Raw genomic sequence first — 23,022 nt, forward strand, 5'->3', positions numbered from 1 at the left:
GAAGTGCGGCGACTATGCGTTTTAACTGGCGGCCCTGTCGGCCGCTGAACGGATCGCCTCGATATTTGCCCTGTAGGCATCGACGCTGCCGCCCTTGAAGACGGCGGCGCCAGCGACCAGCACATCGGCGCCGGCCGCGGTCACCAGCGGCGCTGTTTCGGCCGAGACGCCACCATCGATCTCGATGCGGATCGGCCGGCTGCCGATCAGCGTCTTCACCCGTTTCACCTTGTCGACGATCGCCGGTATGAACGCCTGCCCGCCGAAACCCGGATTGACGGTCATGATCAGGATCAGATCGAGCCGGTCGAGCACATATTCAATCGCCGTTTCCGGCGTCGCCGGATTGAGCGAGACGCCGGCCTTCTTGCCGAGGCTCTTGATCGTCTGCAGCGAGCGGTCGAGATGCGGTCCGGCCTCGGCATGCACCGTCATGCCGTCGCAGCCGGCTTCGGCGAAGGCTGCCAGGTAAGGATCGGCCGGCGCAATCATCAGATGGCAGTCGAAGAAGGCCTTGGTGCGATTGCGGATCGCCTTGATCACCGGCGGGCCGAAGGTGATGTTGGGCACGAAATGGCCATCCATCACGTCGAGATGGATCCAGTCCGCGCCGGCTGCCGCTACAGCCTCGACCTCGTCGCCCAGCTTCGAAAAATCCGAAGCCAGCACCGATGGTGCGATCAGGGTTTTCTTGCTCATGGGGCAAATTCTCCCGGCAGTCCTGTGCGCGCAGTCGCGCCTGTCAGGGCGATTGCCTAGACCATGATCCAGCCGAGGGGAAGCACGTTTTCGACAGGTCCATCGGCCTGTTTGCCCAAGAGGCCATCTTCGATGTGGAAAAGAAAACCCGCCGGATCGCGCCGGCGGGTTTCGTCTTCAGCCGTAGGGATTACGGCTTGAAGTTCTGGATGTTTGCGCCCGCCGGATCCTGCAGCACACGTCGCGGCTGGCGCTGCGGCACCAGTTGCTGCAGCACGTTCGGGTTGAGCAGAATGCCGGGGTTGATCTCGATGCCCGGCCGCCGACGGATCGGCGTGCAGTTCGGGAAGCGCCCCGTGGTGCCGACCGGGCAGCGCTTGATCAGCACTGGCTGACACTGCCCGTCGATGAAGCGCGAGCCCGGCGCGCATTCCTGCTGCGGCTTGCGGCAGGCGCCGTCGCGAACCTCGGTTCCTCGCGGGCAGACGCAGTCGCCCCGCTTGTTGTGGACCTGGCCGCGGATGCTGCACTGCTCCTGCGTCGGCTTCGGCCGCTGGCAGGCCCTGCCGCGCACTTCCAGCCCGTCCGGGCAGGTGCAGTTGCCGTTGACGTCGCGCACCTGGCCGCGGATCGGGCACTGCCTCGACACGCTCGGCCGGCAGGCACCGTCACGGACTTCCGTACCGCTCGGGCAGACGCACTCTCCGTCGCCATTGCGGAACTGACCGCGGATGCGGCACTGGCCCGGCGGCTGCCGGTCGGGCACGCAGGCCTTGGCAACCCGGTCGAGATGCGTGCCGTCCGGGCAGATACAGCCATTTCCGTCCGTGGTCGGCACGGCGCCGCGCACCCTGCACTTGGTCGGAACGACCTGGCACACGCCGTTCACCAACTCGCCACGGCGGCACACGCAGTTGCCGTCCTGGTCGCGATACTGGCCGGAACGCAGCGTGCACTGCGGTTCCTCGCCCCGCACGCATCTGCCGTTTTCCAGGTTGGTGCCGCGCGGGCAGACGCAGCGTCCGTCCGCCGTGCGGATCTGGCCCTGCAAAAGGACGCAGCGCGGCGGTGGCGGGAGAGGCAGCAGCTTGGTGCCGCCACCCTTGCACTGGCCGTTGCGGAAGGTGGTGCCGTCGGGGCAGGCGCAGCGGCCGGCCGCGTTGAGCACCAGCCCGTCCGAGCACTGGTTCTTCACCTCATGCCTGATGGTGAAGGGATGGCACGCATAGGCCCTGCCGCGATCGCCCTGGACATTGGTCAAATCGCGCGACAGCAGGTCGCCACCACCCTCAACCGGCGTGTTCGGAGAGAGCACGCCGACGCAGTTTTGCCCGTTGACCGAACCCTGCAGGTTGGCGAGACGCCCATCCTCGGGAAGGATTACGGTGACATGGTGCGAGTGGCTCTCGCCGGCCCCCAGCGTCAGGTTGGCGATGCAGGACGCCGGCAGCGTCGCCGGTTCGGGCGAGCAGCCGAAGGGTGGGTCGATCGAGGTGATCTGCACGCCCTCAAGTCGGCCTAGCCCTTCCACGCCGATCGCATCGCCGATGCGGACCGGACCGGAGAAGGGGTTCGGCCCGTCATTCGTGATGGTGATCTCGAACGAGCAGGGTTCTCCCGGCTGGCACTGGGCATCGCCGGTCTTCTCGACACGGATGGTCGAGGCGCCGCCGCCCTTCGCGCAGGCCTGCCCGATCGGGTAGACGATGTCGTCGCCTGGCGCCGGCCCATAGGAGCCGCGCGCGCAGTTTTCGAACGCGCCATTGCCGCTCACAGTCACGTCGAAGTGCCGGCTGGTTCCGGGTGTCATCACGGCGCCGGGAATCTGGCAGGACAGCGCGTTGGCAGGCACCTGTCCGCAACTCCATTCCGCCCCGTCCGGGGTGACTGTCTGGATCTGGACAGGCGTTCCGCCCGACACCAGCACGGCGGCATCGCTCACGCGCACCGGACCCGTGGGGGCGGCGATACCGGCATTGGTGACGGTGATGCGGCAGGAAACCGCGGCGGCACCGGCGAGTGAGCCGTCGCACGTCCTGGCGATGCGCATGCCGGGCTGGCCGCCATTCGGATGGCGGATGCGTTCGGTCGCGCAGGCCTTGTTGTTGGCGAGGTCGACCTCGCCGGGAATGGGCTTCACCTCGGCGCAGTTCTCCACCGTGGCCGGCCGGTAGTTTGCCGGCATCACCGCTTTGACGACGATCGGCGTCGACGCGCCCGGAGGCAGCGAGATGCCGGCATTGTCGCAGCGGAACTGGCCGGGGCCGTTCGGTCCGCAGGTCCAGGGCGGACTCGGCCCGAAGGTCGAGGAAGCCGGCGCGCCGCCAGGATAGTTGTCGGTCACCGTCAACGGCCCGTTATAGGTATTGGTGCCGTTGTTGATGATGTCGATCACGAAAGTGCAGACGCCGTCCGGCGTGCAGACCGGAATGCGGGCGCGCTTCTTCAGGATCAGGTCGACCTTCTTCTCGACCGGAGGCTGGCACTGCGGGTCGCGGTCGCCGCGGCGGCAGATCGGGATCGACGCGCAGCCGCGGTCGTTGACCTGGCTGCCGAACAGCGGCTTGCCGCTGGCCTGGTAGTCGTAGGCGGCGCAGTTGCGCAGCACGCTGCCCTGCCATCCGCCAGCCGGCTTGAAGCCGAGCTTGAGGTTGACGGACGCGCCGGGGTTGAGCGTCGTCACCGGATAGGTGCAGGTCATCGGCGTCGTTCCGGGCACGCAGACCCAGGGTGCGTTCGGCCCTGAAGTCAGCACTGAGCCGGCCGGCAGCGTCACCTCGTCGAGCACGATCTTGCCGTTATAGGGCGCGTCGCCGACATTGGTGACGGTGATGGTGAAGTCGCAGCCGCCGGCCATCGTGCAACGCGGCACGTCGGCCCTTTTCTCGACCTTGAGGTCGGGCTGCCGTTCAGGTGGACATCTCAGGTCGCGCGGAATGACGATGTCGATCGTCTGCGTGCAGCACAGTCCCCAGCCTTCCTTCGGGCCGGCATAGGTTTCGATGCCGGTGACGACCAGATGGATGACATCGCCCGGCGAGGCGCCGATGATCTTCCAGTTCAGCACCCCGCCGCCCGCCGGCACCAGTTGCGTGTCGGGAACGATGGTGATGCCGGGCGTCGTCGTCGACACCTGCACCCACTTGCCGCTCATCTCCGGGCCGACCGGCATGTGGTAGATGAAGGCGCCGCCGCCGGGCACGCAATCGACGGTGCCGCGTTCGACCTTGAAGCATTCCTTGCCGGGAGGCGGAGGCGGCGGGTTGCACTTGGTGACGTCGATGCGGATCGTCGTCTTCGCGCCGGTGAGGAAATCGCCGTCATCCGGCTTGCTTGGGTCCTGCGAGGGGATGATCGTGCCCGTGCCGGCACCCACTTTGATCACGCCCTGGTTGTCGACATTGGCCGGCGAAGGAAACGCCGCATGGTCGATCTTGGCCAGGATCTGGAAAGTGATGACGCGTTCGTTCGGCGCGCCGGAGCCATCGAGATCGTCGGCGGAGATGCGGAAATCGGAAACCGTCGCCGTGTCGTTCGGGTCTGCCGAACTGCCGATCGTGGCCGCCGGCAGTGCGCCACCGCCGGCATCCGTGCCGTCGCCGCTTACATGCACGCTGACGACCTGCAGGCCATGCGGAAGCTGGTCTTTGAACTCGATCCTGGTGCTCTTCAGCGCATTGGCAAGCAAGGGATTGGCGAAGGCTTGCGCATTGCCGCGCAGGCCGAAATTCAATGTGTAGAAGACGTAGTCGCAGCTTCGCTGGCCGCCCGTCTTGGTGAAGAAGGGCACGATGCGGCCGGGTTCGGGATTGACGACGCGCGGGTTCTCCAGGTCGAGCCGGGGTTCCGGCCCAGCAGCTTCCATGAGCTTGGCCGGGGCGGTGTCCTCGGCAAGCGCCGGCAAGGCCGGCATGATGGCGACCGCGACACCGGCCGCCATCAGCCAGCGCGCGCCGCGCCTGGCATTTGACAGGGGTTTCATGATCGTCTCCATGACGGTTTTCAGATTGCGCGAAGCGAGGCGGGAAAGGGCGAGATTGCTCATCTGTCCCTCCCTCAACGTTCGCAGCTGACGGCTGGCGTCCTGAGCGGCAGCGTCATCTTGCAGCAAGGGTAGTAGCCACCCTTGTCCTGGTCGGACTTCCTGTAGATGCAGAGCCCGACATTGACGGTGTCGCCAGGGTAATGGCCGGTGATGCCGATCGTGTAGGGCTTGCCCGGAACGTGCGACATGGAGGTTGTCACCCCGACGCCGGGCGTCCTGGACTGCGCCTTGATCGAATCGCCGCCAAAGCCGGCGTGGTCATGGAGATAGAGATCGGCCTGGAGTCCGCGCGGCGTGCAGTAATAATGCACGTCCTCGATATCCACGCAGGGCGGCAGGTTGCCCGGCGGCGGGAAGTCCGGCGGGTAGAACGGAGGCAGATAGCCGCCGCCCGGGATTTCCTCATAATAGCCGGCGCGACCCTCGCAGGGGCGCCAGACCCGGACGTCGCCGACACGGCCTTCGACCTCAGGGTCCTCGAAATAGCCGTCGAAATCGACGAACCAGGAGCCGAAAGGCGGCACGTTGGCCGGTTTGACCAGCGCGCTCGACGTCAGCTGGACGCCATGCACCGCAAGCGGCCCGCCGGCGGCGAGCCGCTCGGCAAGCTCGGGATTGTCGCGCAACTTGTCGCCGGTGTTGACGACGGCGTCGGTGCACACCGAGGTGTCGAGATTGCCTTCAGCGTCATAGCCGTACTGCAGGTCGACGCCGCCGGCCGACTGGCGATTGCCTTGCGGGAAGCCGACCGCATATTCCTGCGGCACCTCGACCCAGGCCGATTCCGTCGCCGGATCGTCCGGGTCCTCGCGCCAGTAGCGGAGCAGCTCGCCTTTGCCGGAATCGGCGAAGCGGCTGTAATCGTATCGGTTTTCGACCGGGCCGCGCTGGGCGAGATACATGAAGCCCTTGTTGTCGAAGGCGATGTCGGTGACGGCATAATCCTTGTCGGCCTGGACCGTCAGTTCCCAGCGCGGATCGCCGGCGAACCTGCCGTCGCGCGCGATGCCGACCGACCAGATCTCGGATTTTTCGCCGACCGAATAATAGAGCCGGCCACCATGAAAGGAGACCGCCCAGACACGGCGCTCGTCCTGCGTATAACCCCAGCTCTCGGGGTCTTCCGCATCGAAGGCGGCGCCCTGGATATCCATGACGGCGCCATCGTCGGCGACGGGGGCAAGCCCATGCGCCGGACGCCCGGCAACGCCATGATCGAACGTGTCGATCAGATGGCCATTGGCGTCGATGCGGTGGATCAGGCCGGTGTCGAGGTCCGAGGCGAAGAACTGGCGGTGGATGGGGTCGAAGGCCAGGTTGCCGATGCCGGGGCCGCTGTTGGTGTCGATGTCGGCGAATTTGGAGACAGCGCCAGAAATACCGTCGATCTTCCAGATCGTGCCCGGGCCGCCGCCATTCTCGGTGCCGAACTGTCCGTCCATGAAGGTGGCGCCGGCGGTGCCGCGGTGCTGCCGCTCAGGACGTCCGTCGCTGTCGGCGTCCGGCGTCACGATCTCGACGCCATGCAGCGACGTCGCCGCGGCATAGAGGTTGGGAATGCCCGACGGCACGCCATCGCGCACACCGTCGTCATAGGTCAGGCCGAACACCTCGCCGATCTGGCCGGCTGTCACTTCGAAGGGCGGCGGCGTGAAGACGAGCTGGCCCGAGGCCGGGCCGCCGAGATGCGAGACGTCGAAAATACGCAAAGATGCTCGAGACGTGTCGATGAAAGTCTCGTCAACCGGATCGACGCCGGGAGGCAGGCCCGCCGTTTCGGAATCGGCAGAGTCGAAATTAGGGATCACGGTGCCGGGGAAGCCGGTGACCGCCATCGAGCCTGGATAGATGATCTGGGTTTCCTGTGCCTGGGCGACCCTGCCGAACCAGAGACCGGCGCTCAATGCCAAAGCAAGAATTCCGCTGGTTGCCTTGATTGCGCGGCGCAAACGGGTTGCGCGCGTGGGCACGAACGAGCCAGACATTGAACCCCCCCGAAGCCGCTGGAAGGAACGTCCGGTCCTACCGCGCCGACCAGGGCAAGGCGCGGCGTTGCGGCACGTTCTTCCCTGATCGAATTGTCTGCTTTCCTCTGCCCGACGATACGCCGGCTCCTATGCAGGGTCAACGGAATCAGCCGGAAGCCCAGCGCGTCGACCTCGTCCCGAAGGCGGTGATCGCGCTGGACTTTCGGTGTTCCCGGAGACCGCGAAGTCTCTGGGTTTCTGGTCATGGGGCTTTCCCTTTCCGGGCCGCACCATTGCGGCGCCTGACCCGTCAGTCGCTGGCCGGCGTGGAAAGGTTCATGGGAGGATAGCGGAGCGGAAAGCGCCTCCGCCCGCTAGGAGTTACCAGATCCAGTCGCCTCGGCCGAGCGCCGATACCGCCTCGACGATGCGGGTGAAGCTGGTCCGTGCCCGGCCGACCATGTGCCGGGCCCTGAGATAACCGTGCACCAGGCCCGGCTCCTCGAACCAGGTGGCGTATCCGCCGGCCGCGACGATACGGTCGCGATAGGCCTCGCCGTCGGACGACAACGGGTCGCACTCGGCGGTGATCAGCACCGTCGGCGGCAAATAGGCGAAATCGGCGTCGGCGAGCGGGTAGAGGGTGATGTCGCCGGTCCGGTCCATGCCGCCGGTGCGGATATGCTTGTAGAAGTCGAGGTCGCGCACCGTTAGCATCGGCGCTTCGGCATGCGTGACATAGGAGCCTCGCGAGCGGTCGCCGCCGAGCCTTGGATAGATCAGCATCTGGCCGGCCGGCTTCTTCGCATGGCCGCGCGTCGCATGCGCGACGGCCGCGCAGAGGCTGCCGCCGGCGCTGTCGCCGCAAAGCACGACGGGGCGGTCATAGGTCCTGGCGGCCCATTCGAAGGCGTTCATGGCGTCGTCGAAGGCGGCCGGATGCAGGTGCTCCGGCGCCAGGCGATAGTCGACCGAGACCACTTCATAACCGGTGCGGGCACAAAGCTCCGCGCAGACATCGTCATGGCTGTCCAGCCCGCCAAGGATGAAGCCGCCGCCATGCATATAGAGCACCATCGCGGCCTTGTTCGGCTCCGCGTTGCGATAGATGCGGATCGGAATGCTGCCGGTGGGGGAGGCGATGGCCGTCGTTTCCGTCGTCACGCCGTCGGGGTAGCCGGCAAAGAACTCCCGGCACATCCGGTCGTAGATCGCGCGCTGCTCTTCGATCGTGTGGTCGATCGTGTCAGGCGGATAATAGGAGTTGGTCTTCTCGATGAAGGCCCAGGTCTCGGCGTCGATCAGGGTTTTGTAGTCGGTCATGGGCACTCCCTACCTCCCCCTTGATGGGGGAGGTCGCCGCGAAGCGGCGGGTGGGGGCGGCGGCGTTTCACCCCACCCCGGACCTTCGGTCCGACCCTCCCCATCAAGGGGAGGGTAAGGCAGAGTCACCTCCCCTTCCACACCGGGTCGCGCTTTTCCGCAAACGCGCGGAACCCTTCCATGTTGTCCTCGGAACCGTAGAGGATATCGACGGTCGCCAACTGGCGCCGCGTCACCTTGTTCATCGCATCCTGGAAGGTCAGCGCCTCGGCCACCCGCGCCGTTTCCTTGATCGCCGCGAAGACCAGTGGCGGGCCGCTGGCCAAGAGCCGCGCGACCTCCCAGACGCGGTCCTCGAGCTTTTCCTTGGGCAGCACCTCGTTGACCAGGCCCCAGCGATGCGCCTCCGCCACGTCCATCCAGCGGCCGGTGAGGAGGAGATCCATGGCGACATGATAGGGGATGCGCTTCGGCAGCTTGATGGTGGCGGCGTCGGCCAGCGTGCCGGCGCGAATCTCGGGCAGGGCGAAGGAGGAATGGTCGGAGGCGTAGATGAGGTCGCAGGATAGCGCCAGCTCGAAGCCGCCGCCCACCGCCATGCCGTTGACGCAGGCGATCACCGGCTTGTTGAGATCGCGCAGCTCCTGCAGTCCGGCGAAGCCGCCGACGCCATAGTCGCCGTCGACCGCATCGCCGCCGGCGGCGGCTTTCAGGTCCCAGCCGGCGCAGAAGAACTTGTCGCCGGTCGTCTTGACGATGGCGACGCGCAGGTCCGGATCGTCGCGGAACGCCTTGAAGGTCTCACCCATCAGCCGCGAGGTTTTCAGATCGATGGCGTTGGCCTTCGGCCGGTCGAGCGTGACTTCGAGGATGGTGCCCTCGCGACGGGTGGTGATGACGTCAGCCATTCTTCTTTTCTCCAAGCACCAGCAGCGCGTCCGCGATCCAGGCGCCCTTGCCTTCGGCGCAGACGATCAGCGGGTTGATGTCGAGCTCTTCGATCTCGCCTTCATTCTTCTGCACGAAGTCGGCAATGCCGGCGATGGCGTCGATGGCCGCCTTGACGTCGGCCTTCGGGCGGCCGCGATAGCCTTCGAGCAGCGGATAGAGCTTCAGTCCTCGCAGCGCCGCCTCGATGTCGTCCCGCGTCGCCGGCAGCATCAGGGTCACGCTGTCGCGCAACAGCTCGACCAGCACGCCGCCAGTGCCGAGCGTCATCACCACGCCGAACATCGGATCGCGGGTGAAGCCGACGATCAGTTCGGCGACGCCGTCGCGCACCATGCGCTCGGCATAAAGCCCGGTGCCGAGCGGCAATAGGTCATGCGCCGCGGCGCTGACGGATTCGGCGTCCTTGAGGTTCAGCCGCACCGCGCCGACTTCCGACTTGTGGGTAACGCCCAGCGCCTTCAGCGCGACAGGAAAGCCGAGCGTCATGGACGAAATCACCGCTTCGACCGCGCTGCTGCCGCGTTCGCCCTTCGGCACCGGCAGGCCGGCCTTGATCAGCCTCTCCTTGGCCTCCGCTTCGTCGGGCGTCACGCGTTTGGCCTCGGATGCGCCGGCAGCCGTGGTGTCGACCGGCTGCGCCTGCGGCTCGCGCCAGGCCCAGCCGATGAAGGCGGCGGCCTGGGCGGCGTCCATAGCCTCCGAGATGCCGAACAACGGCACCATGCCGCGCGCCATCAGGCCGGCGGTGTATTCCTCCGGCAGGTTCTCCGGCAGCGAGGAGACGATCGCGCCTTGCGCCCTGTTGGTCTTCAGCGCCGCCTCGAAGGCGCGCAGCGTCGCCCACCAATCCGTGTCCGAACAGCGATCGGGGCGCGGGAAGTCGAGCACCAGCATGTTGAGGTCGAAGCCGCCCGACACCATGGCGGTGAAGGTGGCGGTCATCGCCGGCTCGTTGTTCCAGATGAAGGTGTGATAATCGAGCGGATTGGCGACCGCGACCAGCGGCCCGAGCGTCGATTTGACATGCGCGCGATGCTCGGCGCTCAGCGTCGGGAAATGCACCCAGCGTCCTTCGGCGCTATCGGCCATTACGGAAGCCTCGCCGCCGGAGCAGCTCATCGACGACAGCTTGTAGCCGGGCAGCGGCCCGGTGACGTGCAGCAGCTTCAGCGCCTCGATGAAGGCCGGAATGGAATCGACCCGCGCGATGCCGAGCCGCTTCAGGAATGCGCCCGACGCCGCGTCCGAGCCGGCGAGCGAGGCGGTGTGCGAGACGGTTGCCTGCCTTGCCTGCTCCGAGCGGCCGACCTTCATAGCGATGATCGGCTTCTTCAGCTCGCGCGCCCGCGCGGCGAGCTTCTCGAAGCCGGCTACCGAGTCGAAAGCCTCGATATGCATTCCGAGCGAGGTGACGCGCTCGTCCTCGATCAGGCCGAGCGCCATTTCGGAAAGGCCCGTCTGCGCCTGGTTGCCGGCCGTCATCAGGAAGGCGATCGGCAGGCCTCGCTTCTGCATCGTCATGTTGATGGCGATGTTTGACGATTGGGTGATGATGGCGACGCCCTTGCCGCCGTCCGCCAACCTGATGCCGCCATGCTGGTCGGGCCACAGCAGCGCGCCGTCGGCATAGTTGATCAGGCCGTAGCAGTTCGGGCCGATGATCGGCATCTGGCCTGCGGCGGCGACAAGCTCGGCCTGCAGCCGCTCGCCGTCCTCGTCATAGGCCTCGGTCTCGAGGAAGCCGGCGGCAAAGCACACGGCGCCGCCGGCGCCGCGCTCGGCCAGCGCCTTCACGACTTCGATGGTGAGATGGCGGTTGACGCCGACGAAAGCGGCATCCGGCGCGCCGGGCAGGTCGGCGACGGAGCGGTAGGCCTTGCGGCCGGCGACCTCGTCCTTGGTCGGATGCACCGGCCAGATCTCGCCGGCAAAGCCCATCTTGATCGATTGCGCCACGACGGTGGCGGCCTGTGCCCCGCCAAAGACAGCGATCGATTTCGGGCGCAGGAGGCGTTCGAGTTTATGCATGGTCATCTTTTCTTGTGAACACGATCTTTTCCCAAAGCCGGATCCGGGCTTTGGGCGATCATGCTCTAAGCCCCGAACGGACGCAGCAACGCCCGCGAAATAATATGTCGCTGAATCTCCGACGTGCCTTCCCAGATGCGCTCGACGCGCGCGTCGCGCCAGATGCGCTCCAGCGGCAGGTCGTCCATCAGCCCCATGCCGCCATGGATCTGGATCGCCTCGTCGGCAACGAAAGCCAGCATTTCGGTGGCCTTCAGCTTGGCCATCGCCATGTCCTGATCGGTGACGGTGCCCTGATCGTACTTCCAGCCGGCTTCGAACACCATCAGGTCCGCCGCCTTCAGCTCCGTCGCCATGTCGGCGAGCTTGAACGACACGCCCTGGAATTTGCCGATCTGCTGGCCGAACTGCTGGCGCTGCGCGGCATATTCGATGGCATGCGACAACGCGCGCTCGGCCCGCCCGAGGCAGGTGGCGCCGACCTGCAGGCGCGTGGCGCCGAGCCACGAATTCGCGACCTCGAAGCCCTTGTGCACTTCGCCGAGCACCTGGGAAGCCGGCAGGCGGCAGTCATCGAATTCCAGGATCGAATTGGTGTAGCCGCGATGCGACACATTGCGGTAGCCGTCGCGCACCGAAAAACCCTTGGTGCCCTTGTCGACGAAGAAGGCGGTGATCTTCTTGCGCTTGCCGCGCGAAGACTCTTCTTCGCCCGAAGCCATGAAGACGATGGCGAAGTCGGCGAGGTCGGCATGCGAGATGAAATGCTTGGTGCCGTTGAGCACCCAGTCCGAGCCGTCCTGGACCGCGGTCGCCTTCATGCCGCGCAGGTCCGAGCCGGCGCCCGGCTCGGTCATCGCCAGGCAGTCCCACTTCTCGCCGCGAATGCAGGGGAACAGATACTTCTCGCGCTGCTCCGGCGTGCCGGCAAGCAGGATGTTGGACGGTCGCGCCACGCAGGTCCAGTGCAGCGCGTAATTGGCGCGGCCGAGCTCCTTCTCGTAGAGCAGCCAGCTTACTGTGTTCAACCCGGCGCCGCCGACATCGGCCGGCATGTTGGCGGCGTAGAGCCCGGCTTCGATCGCCTTGGCCTTCAATTCATCGATCAGCTCGCGGCGCAGTTCGCCGGTGCGCTCCACCTCGCGCTCATGTGGGTAGAGTTCGTTCTCGACGAAGGCGCGCGTCGTCTCGACGATGAGCTTTTGTTCTTCCGAAAGACCGAAATGCATGGCTTAGCCCTTCTTCTTGCTCTTTTTCGCCTTGTCGGCCTTCCCAGCTTTTGTCTGCTTGTCGGCCGTTGCCGGCTTCGCGGTTTTCTTCGCCGGCTTGGTCGCCTTGGCCTTTGCGGCAGCCTTGGCTGGGGTCTTCTTCGCCGCCAGCTTGGCGAGCTGCCTGGTATAGTCCTTGTGCAGCGCGCCGGCGCCCCAGCCCTTGCCCTTGTTCTGCTTCGACAGCGCTTCCATGATCGCGACCAGATTGTCGTCGCGGATGCGCTCCAGCTCGCGGATCGAGAGGCCGTGCGCCTGCTCGTCCGACTGGGTGGCGATCAGGTCGACCAGTTCGTCGTTGAATTCCGGCACGTCCATCAGCTTGGTCCATGGCCATTTCAGGCAGGGCCCGAACTGCGCCATGAAGTGGCGCATGCCGGCTTCGCCGCCCGCCACGCGATAGACCTGGAACATGCCCATCTGTGCCCAGCGCAGGCCGAAGGAATAGCGCATGATGTCGTCGAGTTCCTCGACGGTGCAGATGCCGTCCTTGACCAGCCACAGCGCCTCGCGCCAGGCAGCCTCGAGCAGGCGGTCGCCGACGAAGGCCTCGATCTCCTTGCGCACCACCACCGGCTTCATGCCGATCGAGGCGTAAAGCTCCTTTGCGACTTCGATCGCTTCCGGAAAGGTCTGCTGGCCGCCGACGATCTCGACCAGCGGCAACAGATAGACCGGGTTGAACGGATGCCCGACGACCAGCCGCTCCGGATGCTTCTTCATCGCCACCTGCATGTCGGTCGGCTTGATGCCGGAGGTCGAGGAGCCGACGATGGCGTTGGCCGGTGCATGCTGGTCGATCTCGGCCAGCACCTTGTGCTTGAGGTCGAGCCGCTCCGGCACGCTCTCCTGGATGAAATCGGCATCGACCACCGCTTCGGCGATGGTCTTGGCGAGGGTGAGCTTGCCTTCCTTGGGCAGGCCGCCGGGCAGCATCTGCTTGTAGGCGCGGCGTGCGCCCTTCATCACTTCATCCACTTTACGCGACGCTTCGGGATCCGGATCGAAGATCGAGACGTCGATGCCGTTCAAGAGCAGCCGCGCCACCCAGCCGGCGCCGATGACACCGCCGCCGATGGCGGCCGCCTTGTGGATGATGCTCATGGTCGGGCTCCGGTTCTCGTCTTGGCTGTATCAGGGTTGGTAAGCGCCACGCGCTCGCCGGCGCGGATCACCGACGCGTCGTAGGCCTTGCGGGCGAAGACTTCGAGCACGAAGGGCCGGAAGAACTCGACCGGCAGCGTCTCGTAGTCGGGGTCGAAGCTCGATTGGTCCCAGCGCTCGCAGAACTGGTCGCAATCGTCGAAATAGAGGTGGCCGGCGAAGCGGTCGCGGGCATGCCGGTTGCCGCCGAGGTGATGCGCGTAATAGAGGCGCTGGAAGTCGCCGTGCTTTTCCACCACCCAAGTGCATTGCTCGCGCACGAAAGGCTTCAGGATCGTAGCCGCATATTCGTCATGGTTGTAGGGCGCGTAGATGTCGCCGATGTCGTGCAGCAGCGCGCAAGCGATCCAATCCGTGTCGGCGCCGTCGCGCCAGGCGCGCGTCGCCGCCTGCAGCGAATGGCCGAGCCGGGTGATCTTGTAGCCGGACAGGCCCTCGTCGAGCTGCACCAGCGCATCGAGCAGCCGGTCGCCGGTCTTGGCGGCATAATCGATCTCGTGGGCGGTCAGGAATTCGTAGTCTTCCTTGTCGCCATCCTTCATCGCGGTGAATTTGACGGTTGTCATCTGCGACACCCTCCAATCACGCGGCGATCGGCGCCCGCTTGGTGAGATTGAGCTTCTGGCGCACTTCCTCGGGTCCGAGCACACGCGCGCCGAGATTGGTGACGATGCTGGCCGCGCGCTCGACCAGCTGCGCGTTGGTGGCCAGCACGCCCTTGTCGAGCCACAGATTGTCCTCCAGGCCGACGCGGACGTTGCCGCCGGCAAGCACGGCAGCCGCGGCATAGGCCATCTGGTTGCGGCCGATCGAGAAGGCCGACCAGTTCCAGGTCGACGGCACGTTGTTGACCATCGCCATGAAGGTGTTGAGGTCGTCCGGCGCGCCCCACGGCACGCCCATGCAGAGCTGCACCAGCGCATCCGCGTTGAGCACCTTTTCCTCGACCAGCTGCTTGGCGAACCACAGATGCCCGGTGTCGAAGGCTTCGATCTCGGGCTTGACGCCGAGCGCCGTCATCATGCCGCCCATGGCGCGCAGCATGCCGGGCGTGTTGGTCATGACATAGTCGGCCTCGGCGAAGTTCATCGTGCCGCAATCCAGCGTGCAGATCTCCGGCAGGCACTGGCGCACATGCTCCATGCGATTGGTGGCGCCGCCCATGTCGGTGCCTTTTTCGTTGAGCGGCAGCGGCGCCTCCGGCGAGCCGAACACCATGTCGCCTCCCATGCCGGCGGTGAGGTTGAGCACCACGTCGACATTGGCCTCGCGGATGCGCTCGGTCACCTCGCGGTAGAGATGCACGTCGCGCCGCGGCTTGCCGGTCTCGGGGTCGCGCACATGGCAATGGACGATCGCAGCGCCCGCCTTGGCCGCGTCGATCGCCGAATCGGCGATCTCTTTGGGCGAGCGCGGCACATGCGGGCTGCGGTCCTGCGTGCCGCCGGAGCCGGTCACGGCACAGGTAATGAAGACCTCACGGTTCATCGCGAGCGGCATTTTTTCCTCCCAGATTCGATCCGCCATGCATGCCATCCAAGAGCGGAAGCCGGGTCGGCTGCGATGCATGCACGGGAATTGATCCAGAATGCCCGACTTGCCGGAAACTGTTTTGCGTTTTACGAAGCCATCATGATCAAAAGCGAAAAACCGACGATCTTTCGTCCTGAGCGAGAACCACTCAAGGTGACGTTCCTGGTGTTTTCCGGCTCCTCGATCATGTGCGTAGCCTCGGCCGTCGATCCGTTGCGCGCCGCCAACCGCATCTCCGGCGAGACCCTGTTCGATTTCAAGCTGGTCTCGGTCACCGGCGAGGCGCCGGTCACCACCTGCGGCCTGCCGGTGGCGGTCAGCGGCCGCTTCGATGCCGGCGAACCGACCGACATGCTGGTCGTCGTCGCCGGCTTCGGCACCCAGAACTACGCGACGTCGGCGCTGCTTGCGGGTCTGCGGCGCGCGGCGCGTGCGGCCCGTGCCTGCGGCGGCGTCGAGGCCGGCACCTGGCTGGTGGCGCGCGCCGGCCTGCTCGAAGGCCGCAGCGCCACCACGCATTGGGAAGACATGGAGGATTTTTCGACCGCCTTTCCCGGCGTCGACGTGCGGCCGGATCGCTATGTCATCGACGGGCCGGTCTTTACCTCCGGCGGCGCTTCGCCGACCTTCGACCTGATGCTGCATCTGGTCCGCACAAGGCTCGGCATGGCGGCCGCCCTCGATGTGGCGAGCGTCTTCATCTACGATCAGGCCCGTGCTGCGACCGACGCGCAGCCGCTGGTCTCGCTCGGCCGGCTCGACGGCTACGACCCCAGGCTTGCCCAGGCGATCCGGCTGATGGAAGCGCATGTCGACCAGCCGCTCACCATCGACGCGGTGGCCAAGCGCGCCGGCGTAACGGCGCGAACGCTGGAAAGCATTTTCCGCAAGTCGATCGGCGAGACGCCGGGCGCCTATTATCTGAGGCTGCGCCTCAGCGCCGCCCGCCGCCTGGTGGTCGACACCCGCATTGCCATGGCCGACATCGCCGGGCGTACCGGCTTTTCCTCGGCCGCGGCATTTTCCCGGGCGTTTTCCCGGGCTTTCGGCGAGGCGCCGGTTAGGCTGCGGCGCGGTTGAGGATCCAATCGGTCGCGGCGGCGAGGTCATCGACCAGCGCCGTGGGCGCCGGATCGAACCGCGTCTCGTCGCCGGGGCGATACTTGCCGGTGCGCACGAGCAGCGCCGCGCCGAGCCCTGCACTAAGCGCGCCAGCGACATCGCTCTCCGCGTCGTCGCCGATCATGACCGCATCGGCCGCCGGGCAGTTCAGATCGGTGAGCGCCGAAAGGAAGAAATCCGGCGACGGCTTGCCGAGCACGACAGGGCTTCGGCCGCTGGCGAATTCGAGCGCCGCGACGAAGGCGCCGGTGTCGAGGCTGAGCAGTCCGTCCGTATCCTTAAAGGTGCGGTTGACGGCAAGCGCCACGAAATCCGCGCCGGCGACCAGTTCGCGGAAGGCACGATTGAGGTTGGCATGGTCGAAGGCCTCGCCGGCATCGCCTACGATGACGGCGCGCCCGCTATCGCCTTCCAGTCCGGAGAACTCGACTTCGAGGGCGGGATGGACGAGCAGATGCGGTTGGCGGTCGTGCCTGTGCAGCCATTCGATCGCGGCGCGCGCCGGCGTCAGCAATTCTTCATCCGCAACCTCGATCCCCATCGCGGCAAGTTGCGCGATGATCGCGCCGCGTGGCGAGCGTGTCGTGTTGCTGACGAAGCGGAGCGGCAGGCCCGCGCCGCGCAGACGCTGGATGGCCGCCGCGGCGCCCATTATCTGGGTGTCGCCATCGTAGACGACACCCAGAAGATCCAGGAGTACCGCGCGTATCATCGATGCAGGATGGAGAAGCAGTCTGCGTGAGTCAAACCACTGAGAAATAAGGCCGCAAATCAGACCACCGAACAATCAGGCGGCGTCGCGGCCTTCGCCGACCATGCGCGAGCGCATGCTCTTGGCTAGCGCCGTCTCCAGCCGCGCGGCGACCGCGCGGTCCCATTCATTCGTCTTGCGGGCGCCGTCGTTCGAATGCGGCAGCGCCATCAGCCGATCGATGATCGAACCAGCCTCGCCAGGCGAGAGCAGAGCGTCGATTTCGCGTTCGTGCTGCATACGTTCGCCTCCTTCTTTCCTTCCCGCCACGTGTCCACAATATAGGAGATCCGTGACGGCTGTTTGAAGGCAAGAGCGGGGCGATTGAGGGGCAGCGCGGGGCAAAACCTTGTCGTGCAGTTTCACCCCCGCGCGGAGCGCAATTCAGACCCGGCGGCTCCGGATTGGAGCGCCGCAGGACGCCTCAGACATACCTGTTGACGATGTTTTCGAGTAGCTCCTGGCGGCCGGAGCGCGGCTGCGGCTCGATCTTCTTCCTCACCACGCGCTCGGCGATTTCTTCCAGCGTGCGCTTGCCGGACAGCATCGCCTTGCCTTCGGCGGTATTCCAGCCAGCATAGCGTTCGGCCAGCGGGCCAGACAGCGCCTTGTCCTCGACCATCTTTGCCGCCGCCTTGAGACCGCGCGCGCAGCAATCCATGCCGCCGATATGGCCGATCAGCAGATCTTCGGGATCGAGCGACTGGCGCCGCAGCTTGGCGTCGAAATTGGTGCCGCCGGTCTTGAAGCCGCCGCCTTGAAGCACCTGGTAATAGGCCAGCGCCATTTCCGGCACGTTGTTGGGGAACTGGTCGGTGTCCCAGCCGGACTGGTAGTCGTTGCGGTTCATGTCGATCGAGCCGAAGATGCCCAAGGCATTGGCCAAGGCCAGCTCGTGCTCGAAGGAGTGGCCGGCGAGGATCGCGTGGCCCTGCTCGATGTTGAGCTTGACCTCCTTCTCCAGTCCGAAGCGTTTCAGGAACCCGTAGACCGTGGCGACGTCGTAATCATACTGATGCTTAGTCGGCTCCTGCGGCTTCGGCTCGATCAGGATCGTGCCCTTGAAGCCTATCTTGTGCTTGTAGTCGACGACCAGGTTTAGGAAGCGGCCAGCCTGTTCCTGCTCGCGGGCGAGGTCGGTGTTGAGCAGCGTTTCATAGCCTTCGCGTCCGCCCCACAGCACATAGTTCTCACCCTTCAGCCGCTTGGTGACGTCGATGCAGCTTTTCACCGTCGCCGCCGCATAGGCGAACACGTCCGGATCCGGATTGGTGGCGGCTCCCGACATGAAGCGGCGATTGGAGAACAGGTTTGCCGTGCCCCAGAGCAGCTTGACGCCGGTCTGCTTCATCTTGCCCGCGAAATAATCGGCGATCTCGTCGAGGCGCGCGGCGCTTTCGGAGAAGTCCTTGCCCTCGGGCCGGACATCGGCATCGTGGAAGCAGAAATAGGGCGCGCCGAGCAGCGAGAACATTTCGAAAGCGACGTCGGCCTTGAGCCTGGCCAGTTCCATCGTGTCGACACCGCCCGGCTTGGCGAACCAAGGCCGGTCGAAGGTCTGGCCGCCGAACGGATCGCCGCCCGGCCAGGCGAAGGAATGCCAATAGGCGACGGCGAAGCGCAGATGGTCTTCCAGCCGCTTGCCGGCCACCACTTCATCCGGGTTGTAGTAGCGATAGGCCAGCGGATTGGTCGAATCCGGCCCCTCATATTCGATCTTCTTGATGTCGCCGAAAAAGCCGCTGCTCATGGTTTCCTTCCTCTCCGAATGTTTTCGCCCGATTACTTCACGCGTAATTGGTTTCGCTCTCTTGCGGGTCGAAAAGGGTCAGGTCGAAACGATCCAACGAAGGATGAAGACCATGACCGATCTCAACACGATCGCCCGCAATTACATCGCCGCCTGGAACGAGGCCGATGCGACGCGCCGCAAGGCCATGCTCGATATGGCGTTCACCAAGGACGTCAGCTATCGCGACCCGGTCATGCAGGGCGAGGGCCATGACGGTATCGCGGCGCTGATCGACGGCGTGCAGCAGCGCTTTGCCGGCTTCCGCTTCTCGCTGAAGGGCGAGCCGGACGGGTTCGCCGATCGGATCCGCTTCTCCTGGAATCTCGGGTCGGAGGGCACGGAATCCGTCATCGAAGGCACCGATATCGGCGTCATCCAGGACGGCCGCCTGAAGAGCATCACCGGCTTCCTCGACAAAGTGCCGGCGCAGTGAGGGTAACTGGGGAGGTGGGGTGCGAGGCCCCCCTCTCTGGCCTGCCGGCCATCTCCCCCTCAAGGGGGGAGATTGATTGTCACGCAGGCCTTCGCCAACCACCAACGCCGAAAGAAAGGAGCCTGCGCCGCAACTGCCAATCTCCCCCCTTGAGGGGGAGATGCCCGGCAGGGCAGAGAGGGGGGCCTCGCGCCTGCTCACGCAGTTACCGACCTGATCGCGGGATAAAGCGCGCGGTAGCGCTGATAAGCATCCGCGAAGGCGCCGCCGAGGCCGCCATCCGGCTCAACAGTCGCATCCGTCCGCGGTGCCGTGCACACCGCCAGAGGATCGGCGCCGGTCGCCGCGATCAGCCCGAGCCGTGCCGCGCCGAAGGCGGCGCCGAAATCGCCGTCGGCCGGAATATCGACCGGCACCTGCAACGCGGTGGCAATCGCCTTCAGCCAGTAGCGCGAACGTGAGCCGCCGCCGATCGCGGTCACCCGCGTCAGCGTCGTGCCGGCCGACTTCAGCGCCTCCAGGCTGTCACGGAAGGCGAAAGCGACGCCTTCCAGCACCGCCTGCGTCAGCACGGCCCGGCTCGATTCATGCGCCAGCCCGGTGAAGGAGCCACGGATGGCGGAATCGTTATGCGGCGTCCGCTCGCCCGACAGATAAGGCAAGAAGGAAACGCCGGTCGGCGCCCTCAGCGTATCGCCGAGCTCGCCGGTCAATTCGCCGGCGCCCTTTCCGGTGATCTCCGACAACCAGTTGAGCGAATCAGTGGCCGACAGGATCACGCCCATCTGGTGCCAGGTGGCGGGCAGCGCATGGCAGAACGTATGCACCGCGCTTTCCGGGTTGGGTAAATAGGAGGCGTTGGCGGCAAACAGCACGCCCGACGTGCCGAGCGACACGAAGGCATGCCCCGCGCCGACCGTGCCCATGCCGCAGGCGGAGGCAGCGTTGTCGCCGGCGCCGCCGGCAATCGGAATGCCCGCCGCGATGCCCCATTTCGCTGCCAGCTCGCCGCGCAAGCCGCCGGCCTTCGCCGTGCCTTCGACCAGCGCAGGCATGTGCTTCTCGTCGAGCGATGTCGCCGCCAGCAGGTCAGGCGCCCAGCGACGCTTGCCGACATCGAGCCAGGAGGTGCCGGCAGAATCCGACATTTCCGAAATATGCTCGCCCGTCAGCCAAAGCCGCAGATAGTCCTTGGGCAGGAGCACCTTGGCGACGGCGGCAAAGATCTTGGCTTCGTGCTCCTTCACCCAGGCGAGCTTCGGCGCGGTGAAGCCCGGGAAAACGATATTGCCGGTGAGTTTGCGGAAGCGCGGATCGGCATCGAGCGTGGCCGCCTCGACATGACTGCGTGTGTCGTTCCACAGGATGCAGGGGCGCAGCGCCTTGTCCGAGGCGTCGAGCAGGGTGGCGCCATGCATCTGCCCCGAAAGGCCGATGCCCTTGACCGCGGCAAGCTCCCTCGGATGGGAAGCCTTGAGTTCGGCAATCGCCGTCTCGCAGGCCTCGATCCAATGCGCCGGATCCTGCTCGGACCAACCGGGATGCGGTCGCGAGACGTCGAGCGAGCCATGGCCCGAGCCGATGACTTTTTGGCCGTCATCGATCAGCAGCGCCTTGACGCCTGAAGTGCCCAGGTCGAGGCCGAGATACATGATTTCCTCCCACTGCCATTAATTTTTTCGGAACTCGAAAAAATCTGGCTCGGCCAGTTTTTAGGACAAGATCCGCTTCGGGTCAATTCTCAGACAAATCGGATGCGCGCCGCGAGAACAGCGCCGATAGCGGACTGTCGGGCCGGGCGAGTTGTCGTTCGGCGGTCAGCGCCCGCGCGAGCGCCGTATCGCCGGCGCGCAGCGCGGCCTCGATCAAGGTCAGGTCGATCACGTCGCGCTGCGCATGGCTGCCGCCAAAGCGATGCGCGATCGAGCGGATCGGCCGGATCAGTCGCACGGTCTCGTCATATTTGCCTTCGCCGAAGGCCTTGATCGCCAGCGTCAGTGGATGGCCGACATCGCGCGTGAAGGCGGCGTTGTCGTCATGCCCGCGCATGGCTTCACGCTGCGCCTCGATCAGCGTCTTCGCCGGCGCTTCCACCCCGGCGCCGACAAAGGCCATCATCGCATGCGCATCGTTGAAGGCATAATTGCCTGCTGCGGCTTTCGGGACCCAGTTCGCGGCAAGTGCTGCCCAACGGTCGCCGACATCGACGCCGCCGAGGTGGAGGCGCCACAGGATCGCCGAGGCATCGACCATGTTGAGGGCCAATGTCGAGCGCGCTCCATAGATCGGCCCGTCATAGAGCTTGAGCACCTCGCCGGTTTCGCCGAGGTCGTAGTGGAACAGCGCCAGGTGCCACCAATTGTGGATCTGCAGGAAGCTCTCCCTCGTCCATGCGTCCGGGTTGGCGCGCATCCAGGCAATGCCATCCCTTTGCCGGCTTTGCATTTCCATGACATGCGCCACGGCATGCTGCGCCCAGCCGTCGCGCGGTTCGATCTCGACGGCTTGCCGGCCGAAGGATTCGGCGCGTGCATAATCACCCATTTCCTCCAGCCCGAAGGCCTGCATGCCGAGAATGGCGTGGTAACCCGGCATGTCCTTGTGCCAGGCCGGCAGCGCCCTACTGATGCGGTCGCGCAGCATGCGGGCATTGCCGGTGAAGAAATCGATCTGGTGCCCGACCTGCAGCGCCACCGCATCGCGCGGATTGTCGATCGCGATATCCTCGAGGATACGCGCGGCGTCGTGCCAGCGCCCCTCGGCGAGATGGCCAAGCGCCGCGACATGCGCCTCTTCGCTCGGGTTGGCAGCCAGTGGCTGCGCCGCCTCGTAGCTGGAGCGCGCAACCGCCGACGCGTCGCGCTCGGTGGCGAGGCCGAACAGGTAGCCCTTGAAGACATGCGCCATGACGAAGGTCGGGTCGTCGGCGATGGCCCGGTCGATGGAGCCGACCGGATCGCCGATGAAGCATTGCAACTCATGCACGGCCCGGGCGTAGGACGAAAACCCGGCTTCGGTCGCACCTGTGTAGCTCAGACCGAATGCGTCCTTCATCATCTATCTGGTCCCTGCCGATCGCGATGCCGCTGCTCGGACTGTGATCCTAAAGTATCACCGGCCAAGCCGCCAACCGCAGACGACGGGGACTTCGCGGCCGCCGCGCGCTTTAATTTCCCGAGCGCATCGCCACCGTGGCGATGCCGGCGCCGACCAGCAGCGTGCCGCCGGTGCGGTTGAAGATGCGAATCGCCTTCGGGTTGCGCACGATCGCGCGGGCCCTGGATGCGATCAGCGCGTAGCCGAAGGCGTTGGCGAAAGCGAGCGTCAGGAACGTCGTCTCGAAGATCAACATCTGCGTCCAGAAATCGGCGTGCCGGTCGAGGAACTGCGGCAGGAAGGCGACGAAGAAGGTGATGCTCTTCGGGTTCAGCGCCGTTACCAGCCAGGCATGTGCCATCATCCTCCCCGCCGACACCGCGTCGGTGCGCGGCTCGGCCTTCAGCGCGCCGCCGGCGCGGAACAGCTTTATGCCGAGATAGATCAGGTAGCCGGCGCCGATCACCTTGAGAACGGTGAAGACGGTGGCAGAAGCCGCCAGCAGGGCGCCGATGCCCAGCATCGACAGCGTCATGGCGGTGAAGTCGCCCAGCGCGACGCCGACCGCCATCGGCAGTGCGGTGCGCCAGCCTTGTCCCAGCGCGTAGGAGACGACCAGCAGGATCGTCGGGCCCGGAATGACGAGAAGGATGGAAGAGGCGGCGGCGAAGGCGGCCCAGTTTTCGAAGGACATTTCCCTGCTCCTTGAGCGCAAAGAACAGGATAAATCCTGGGGCCGCGATGAATGTAAAGAGCCCGTCGGAAAAATCTTCAACGGTTAGGCCGGTAGGCCCGCCAGCCGGCGCAACGCTCCCTTAGGGTTAAGCTGGACCCCGGCGCTTTCACCCTT

The 23,022-nt window shown here is 65.6% G+C and carries 18 protein-coding genes; 2 read left to right on the forward strand and 16 right to left on the reverse strand.

Annotated features, from left to right (window positions below; genetic code table 11):
* Positions 1-21 precede the first annotated feature (21 nt).
* The 10 genes from rpe to F3H96_RS00980 form a co-directional block, all read right to left on the reverse strand.
* Positions 22-699: a ribulose-phosphate 3-epimerase gene (gene rpe, locus F3H96_RS00935; RefSeq protein ID WP_149790064.1), complete on the reverse strand. Its 678-nt coding sequence runs from the start codon at positions 697-699 to the stop codon at positions 22-24.
* A 190-nt stretch (positions 700-889) separates the two neighbouring features.
* Positions 890-4,744 (reverse strand): DUF11 domain-containing protein, encoded by a 3,855-nt coding sequence (locus F3H96_RS00940; protein WP_149790065.1) that lies wholly within the window; start codon positions 4,742-4,744, stop codon positions 890-892.
* A gap of 11 nt (positions 4,745-4,755) precedes the next feature.
* Positions 4,756-6,729 (reverse strand): hypothetical protein, encoded by a 1,974-nt coding sequence (locus tag F3H96_RS00945; protein ID WP_149790066.1) that lies wholly within the window; start codon positions 6,727-6,729, stop codon positions 4,756-4,758.
* Positions 6,730-7,092: 363 nt separating this feature from the next.
* Positions 7,093-8,034: an alpha/beta hydrolase gene (locus F3H96_RS00950; protein ID WP_149790067.1), complete on the reverse strand. Its 942-nt coding sequence runs from the start codon at positions 8,032-8,034 to the stop codon at positions 7,093-7,095.
* Between the two features lie 125 nt (positions 8,035-8,159).
* A complete protein-coding gene (locus F3H96_RS00955; RefSeq protein ID WP_149790068.1) occupies positions 8,160-8,942 on the reverse strand; it encodes a carnitinyl-CoA dehydratase in 783 nt (260 codons plus the stop codon).
* On the reverse strand, positions 8,935-11,013 hold the full coding sequence (locus F3H96_RS00960) for an acetate--CoA ligase family protein (protein WP_149790632.1): 2,079 nt from the start codon (positions 11,011-11,013) through the stop codon (positions 8,935-8,937). Before F3H96_RS00960 ends, F3H96_RS00955 begins: the two co-directional genes overlap by 8 nt.
* 65 nt (positions 11,014-11,078) lie before the next feature.
* Complete coding sequence (locus F3H96_RS00965; RefSeq protein ID WP_149790069.1) at positions 11,079-12,242, reverse strand: acyl-CoA dehydrogenase; 1,164 nt, start codon at positions 12,240-12,242, stop codon at positions 11,079-11,081.
* Positions 12,243-12,245: 3 nt separating this feature from the next.
* On the reverse strand, positions 12,246-13,385 hold the full coding sequence (locus tag F3H96_RS00970; protein ID WP_149790070.1) for a 3-hydroxyacyl-CoA dehydrogenase NAD-binding domain-containing protein: 1,140 nt from the start codon (positions 13,383-13,385) through the stop codon (positions 12,246-12,248).
* A complete protein-coding gene (locus tag F3H96_RS00975; protein WP_149790071.1) occupies positions 13,382-14,011 on the reverse strand; it encodes an HD domain-containing protein in 630 nt (209 codons plus the stop codon). Before F3H96_RS00975 ends, F3H96_RS00970 begins: the two co-directional genes overlap by 4 nt.
* A 16-nt stretch (positions 14,012-14,027) precedes the next feature.
* Positions 14,028-14,945, reverse strand: a complete 918-nt coding sequence (locus tag F3H96_RS00980; protein ID WP_149790633.1) for a 3-keto-5-aminohexanoate cleavage protein — start codon at positions 14,943-14,945, stop codon at positions 14,028-14,030.
* Positions 14,946-15,077: 132 nt separating this feature from the next.
* On the opposite strand from F3H96_RS00980, the gene F3H96_RS00985 reads away from it, so the two are divergent.
* Positions 15,078-16,058: a GlxA family transcriptional regulator gene (locus F3H96_RS00985; RefSeq protein WP_149790072.1), complete on the forward strand. Its 981-nt coding sequence runs from the start codon at positions 15,078-15,080 to the stop codon at positions 16,056-16,058.
* On the opposite strand, the gene F3H96_RS00990 is transcribed toward F3H96_RS00985, so the two are convergent.
* The 3 genes from F3H96_RS00990 to xylA form a co-directional block, all read right to left on the reverse strand.
* On the reverse strand, positions 16,039-16,812 hold the full coding sequence (locus F3H96_RS00990) for a TIGR01458 family HAD-type hydrolase (RefSeq protein WP_149790073.1): 774 nt from the start codon (positions 16,810-16,812) through the stop codon (positions 16,039-16,041). The genes F3H96_RS00985 and F3H96_RS00990 overlap by 20 nt on opposite strands.
* A gap of 75 nt (positions 16,813-16,887) precedes the next feature.
* A complete protein-coding gene (locus F3H96_RS00995; RefSeq protein WP_149790074.1) occupies positions 16,888-17,091 on the reverse strand; it encodes a hypothetical protein in 204 nt (67 codons plus the stop codon).
* A gap of 184 nt (positions 17,092-17,275) precedes the next feature.
* The gene (xylA, locus tag F3H96_RS01000; protein ID WP_149790075.1) at positions 17,276-18,601 is read right to left on the reverse strand and encodes a xylose isomerase; all 1,326 of its coding nucleotides are present in this window, start codon (positions 18,599-18,601) and stop codon (positions 17,276-17,278) included.
* A 112-nt stretch (positions 18,602-18,713) separates the two neighbouring features.
* Here xylA and F3H96_RS01005 point away from each other — a divergent pair, with 112 nt between their 5' ends.
* Entirely contained in the window at positions 18,714-19,076 is a 363-nt protein-coding gene (locus tag F3H96_RS01005) for a nuclear transport factor 2 family protein (RefSeq protein WP_149790076.1), read from the forward strand.
* Positions 19,077-19,273: 197 nt separating this feature from the next.
* Here the strand turns inward: F3H96_RS01005 and xylB are convergent, their stop codons facing one another.
* The 3 genes from xylB to F3H96_RS01025 form a co-directional block, all read right to left on the reverse strand.
* Positions 19,274-20,728 carry a xylulokinase gene (gene xylB / locus F3H96_RS01015; protein ID WP_149790077.1) on the reverse strand — a complete coding sequence of 485 codons (1,455 nt, stop codon included), beginning with the start codon at positions 20,726-20,728 and terminating at the stop codon, positions 19,274-19,276.
* Between the two features lie 82 nt (positions 20,729-20,810).
* Positions 20,811-22,130 (reverse strand): tetratricopeptide repeat protein, encoded by a 1,320-nt coding sequence (locus F3H96_RS01020; RefSeq protein WP_188131281.1) that lies wholly within the window; start codon positions 22,128-22,130, stop codon positions 20,811-20,813.
* 112 nt (positions 22,131-22,242) lie between these two features.
* A complete protein-coding gene (locus F3H96_RS01025; protein ID WP_149790079.1) occupies positions 22,243-22,866 on the reverse strand; it encodes a LysE family translocator in 624 nt (207 codons plus the stop codon).
* Between the last annotated feature and the right edge of the window lie 156 nt (positions 22,867-23,022).

It is taken from the genome of Mesorhizobium sp. NFR06, from assembly GCF_900115245.1.
Classification (GTDB): Bacteria; Pseudomonadota; Alphaproteobacteria; order Rhizobiales; family Rhizobiaceae; genus Mesorhizobium.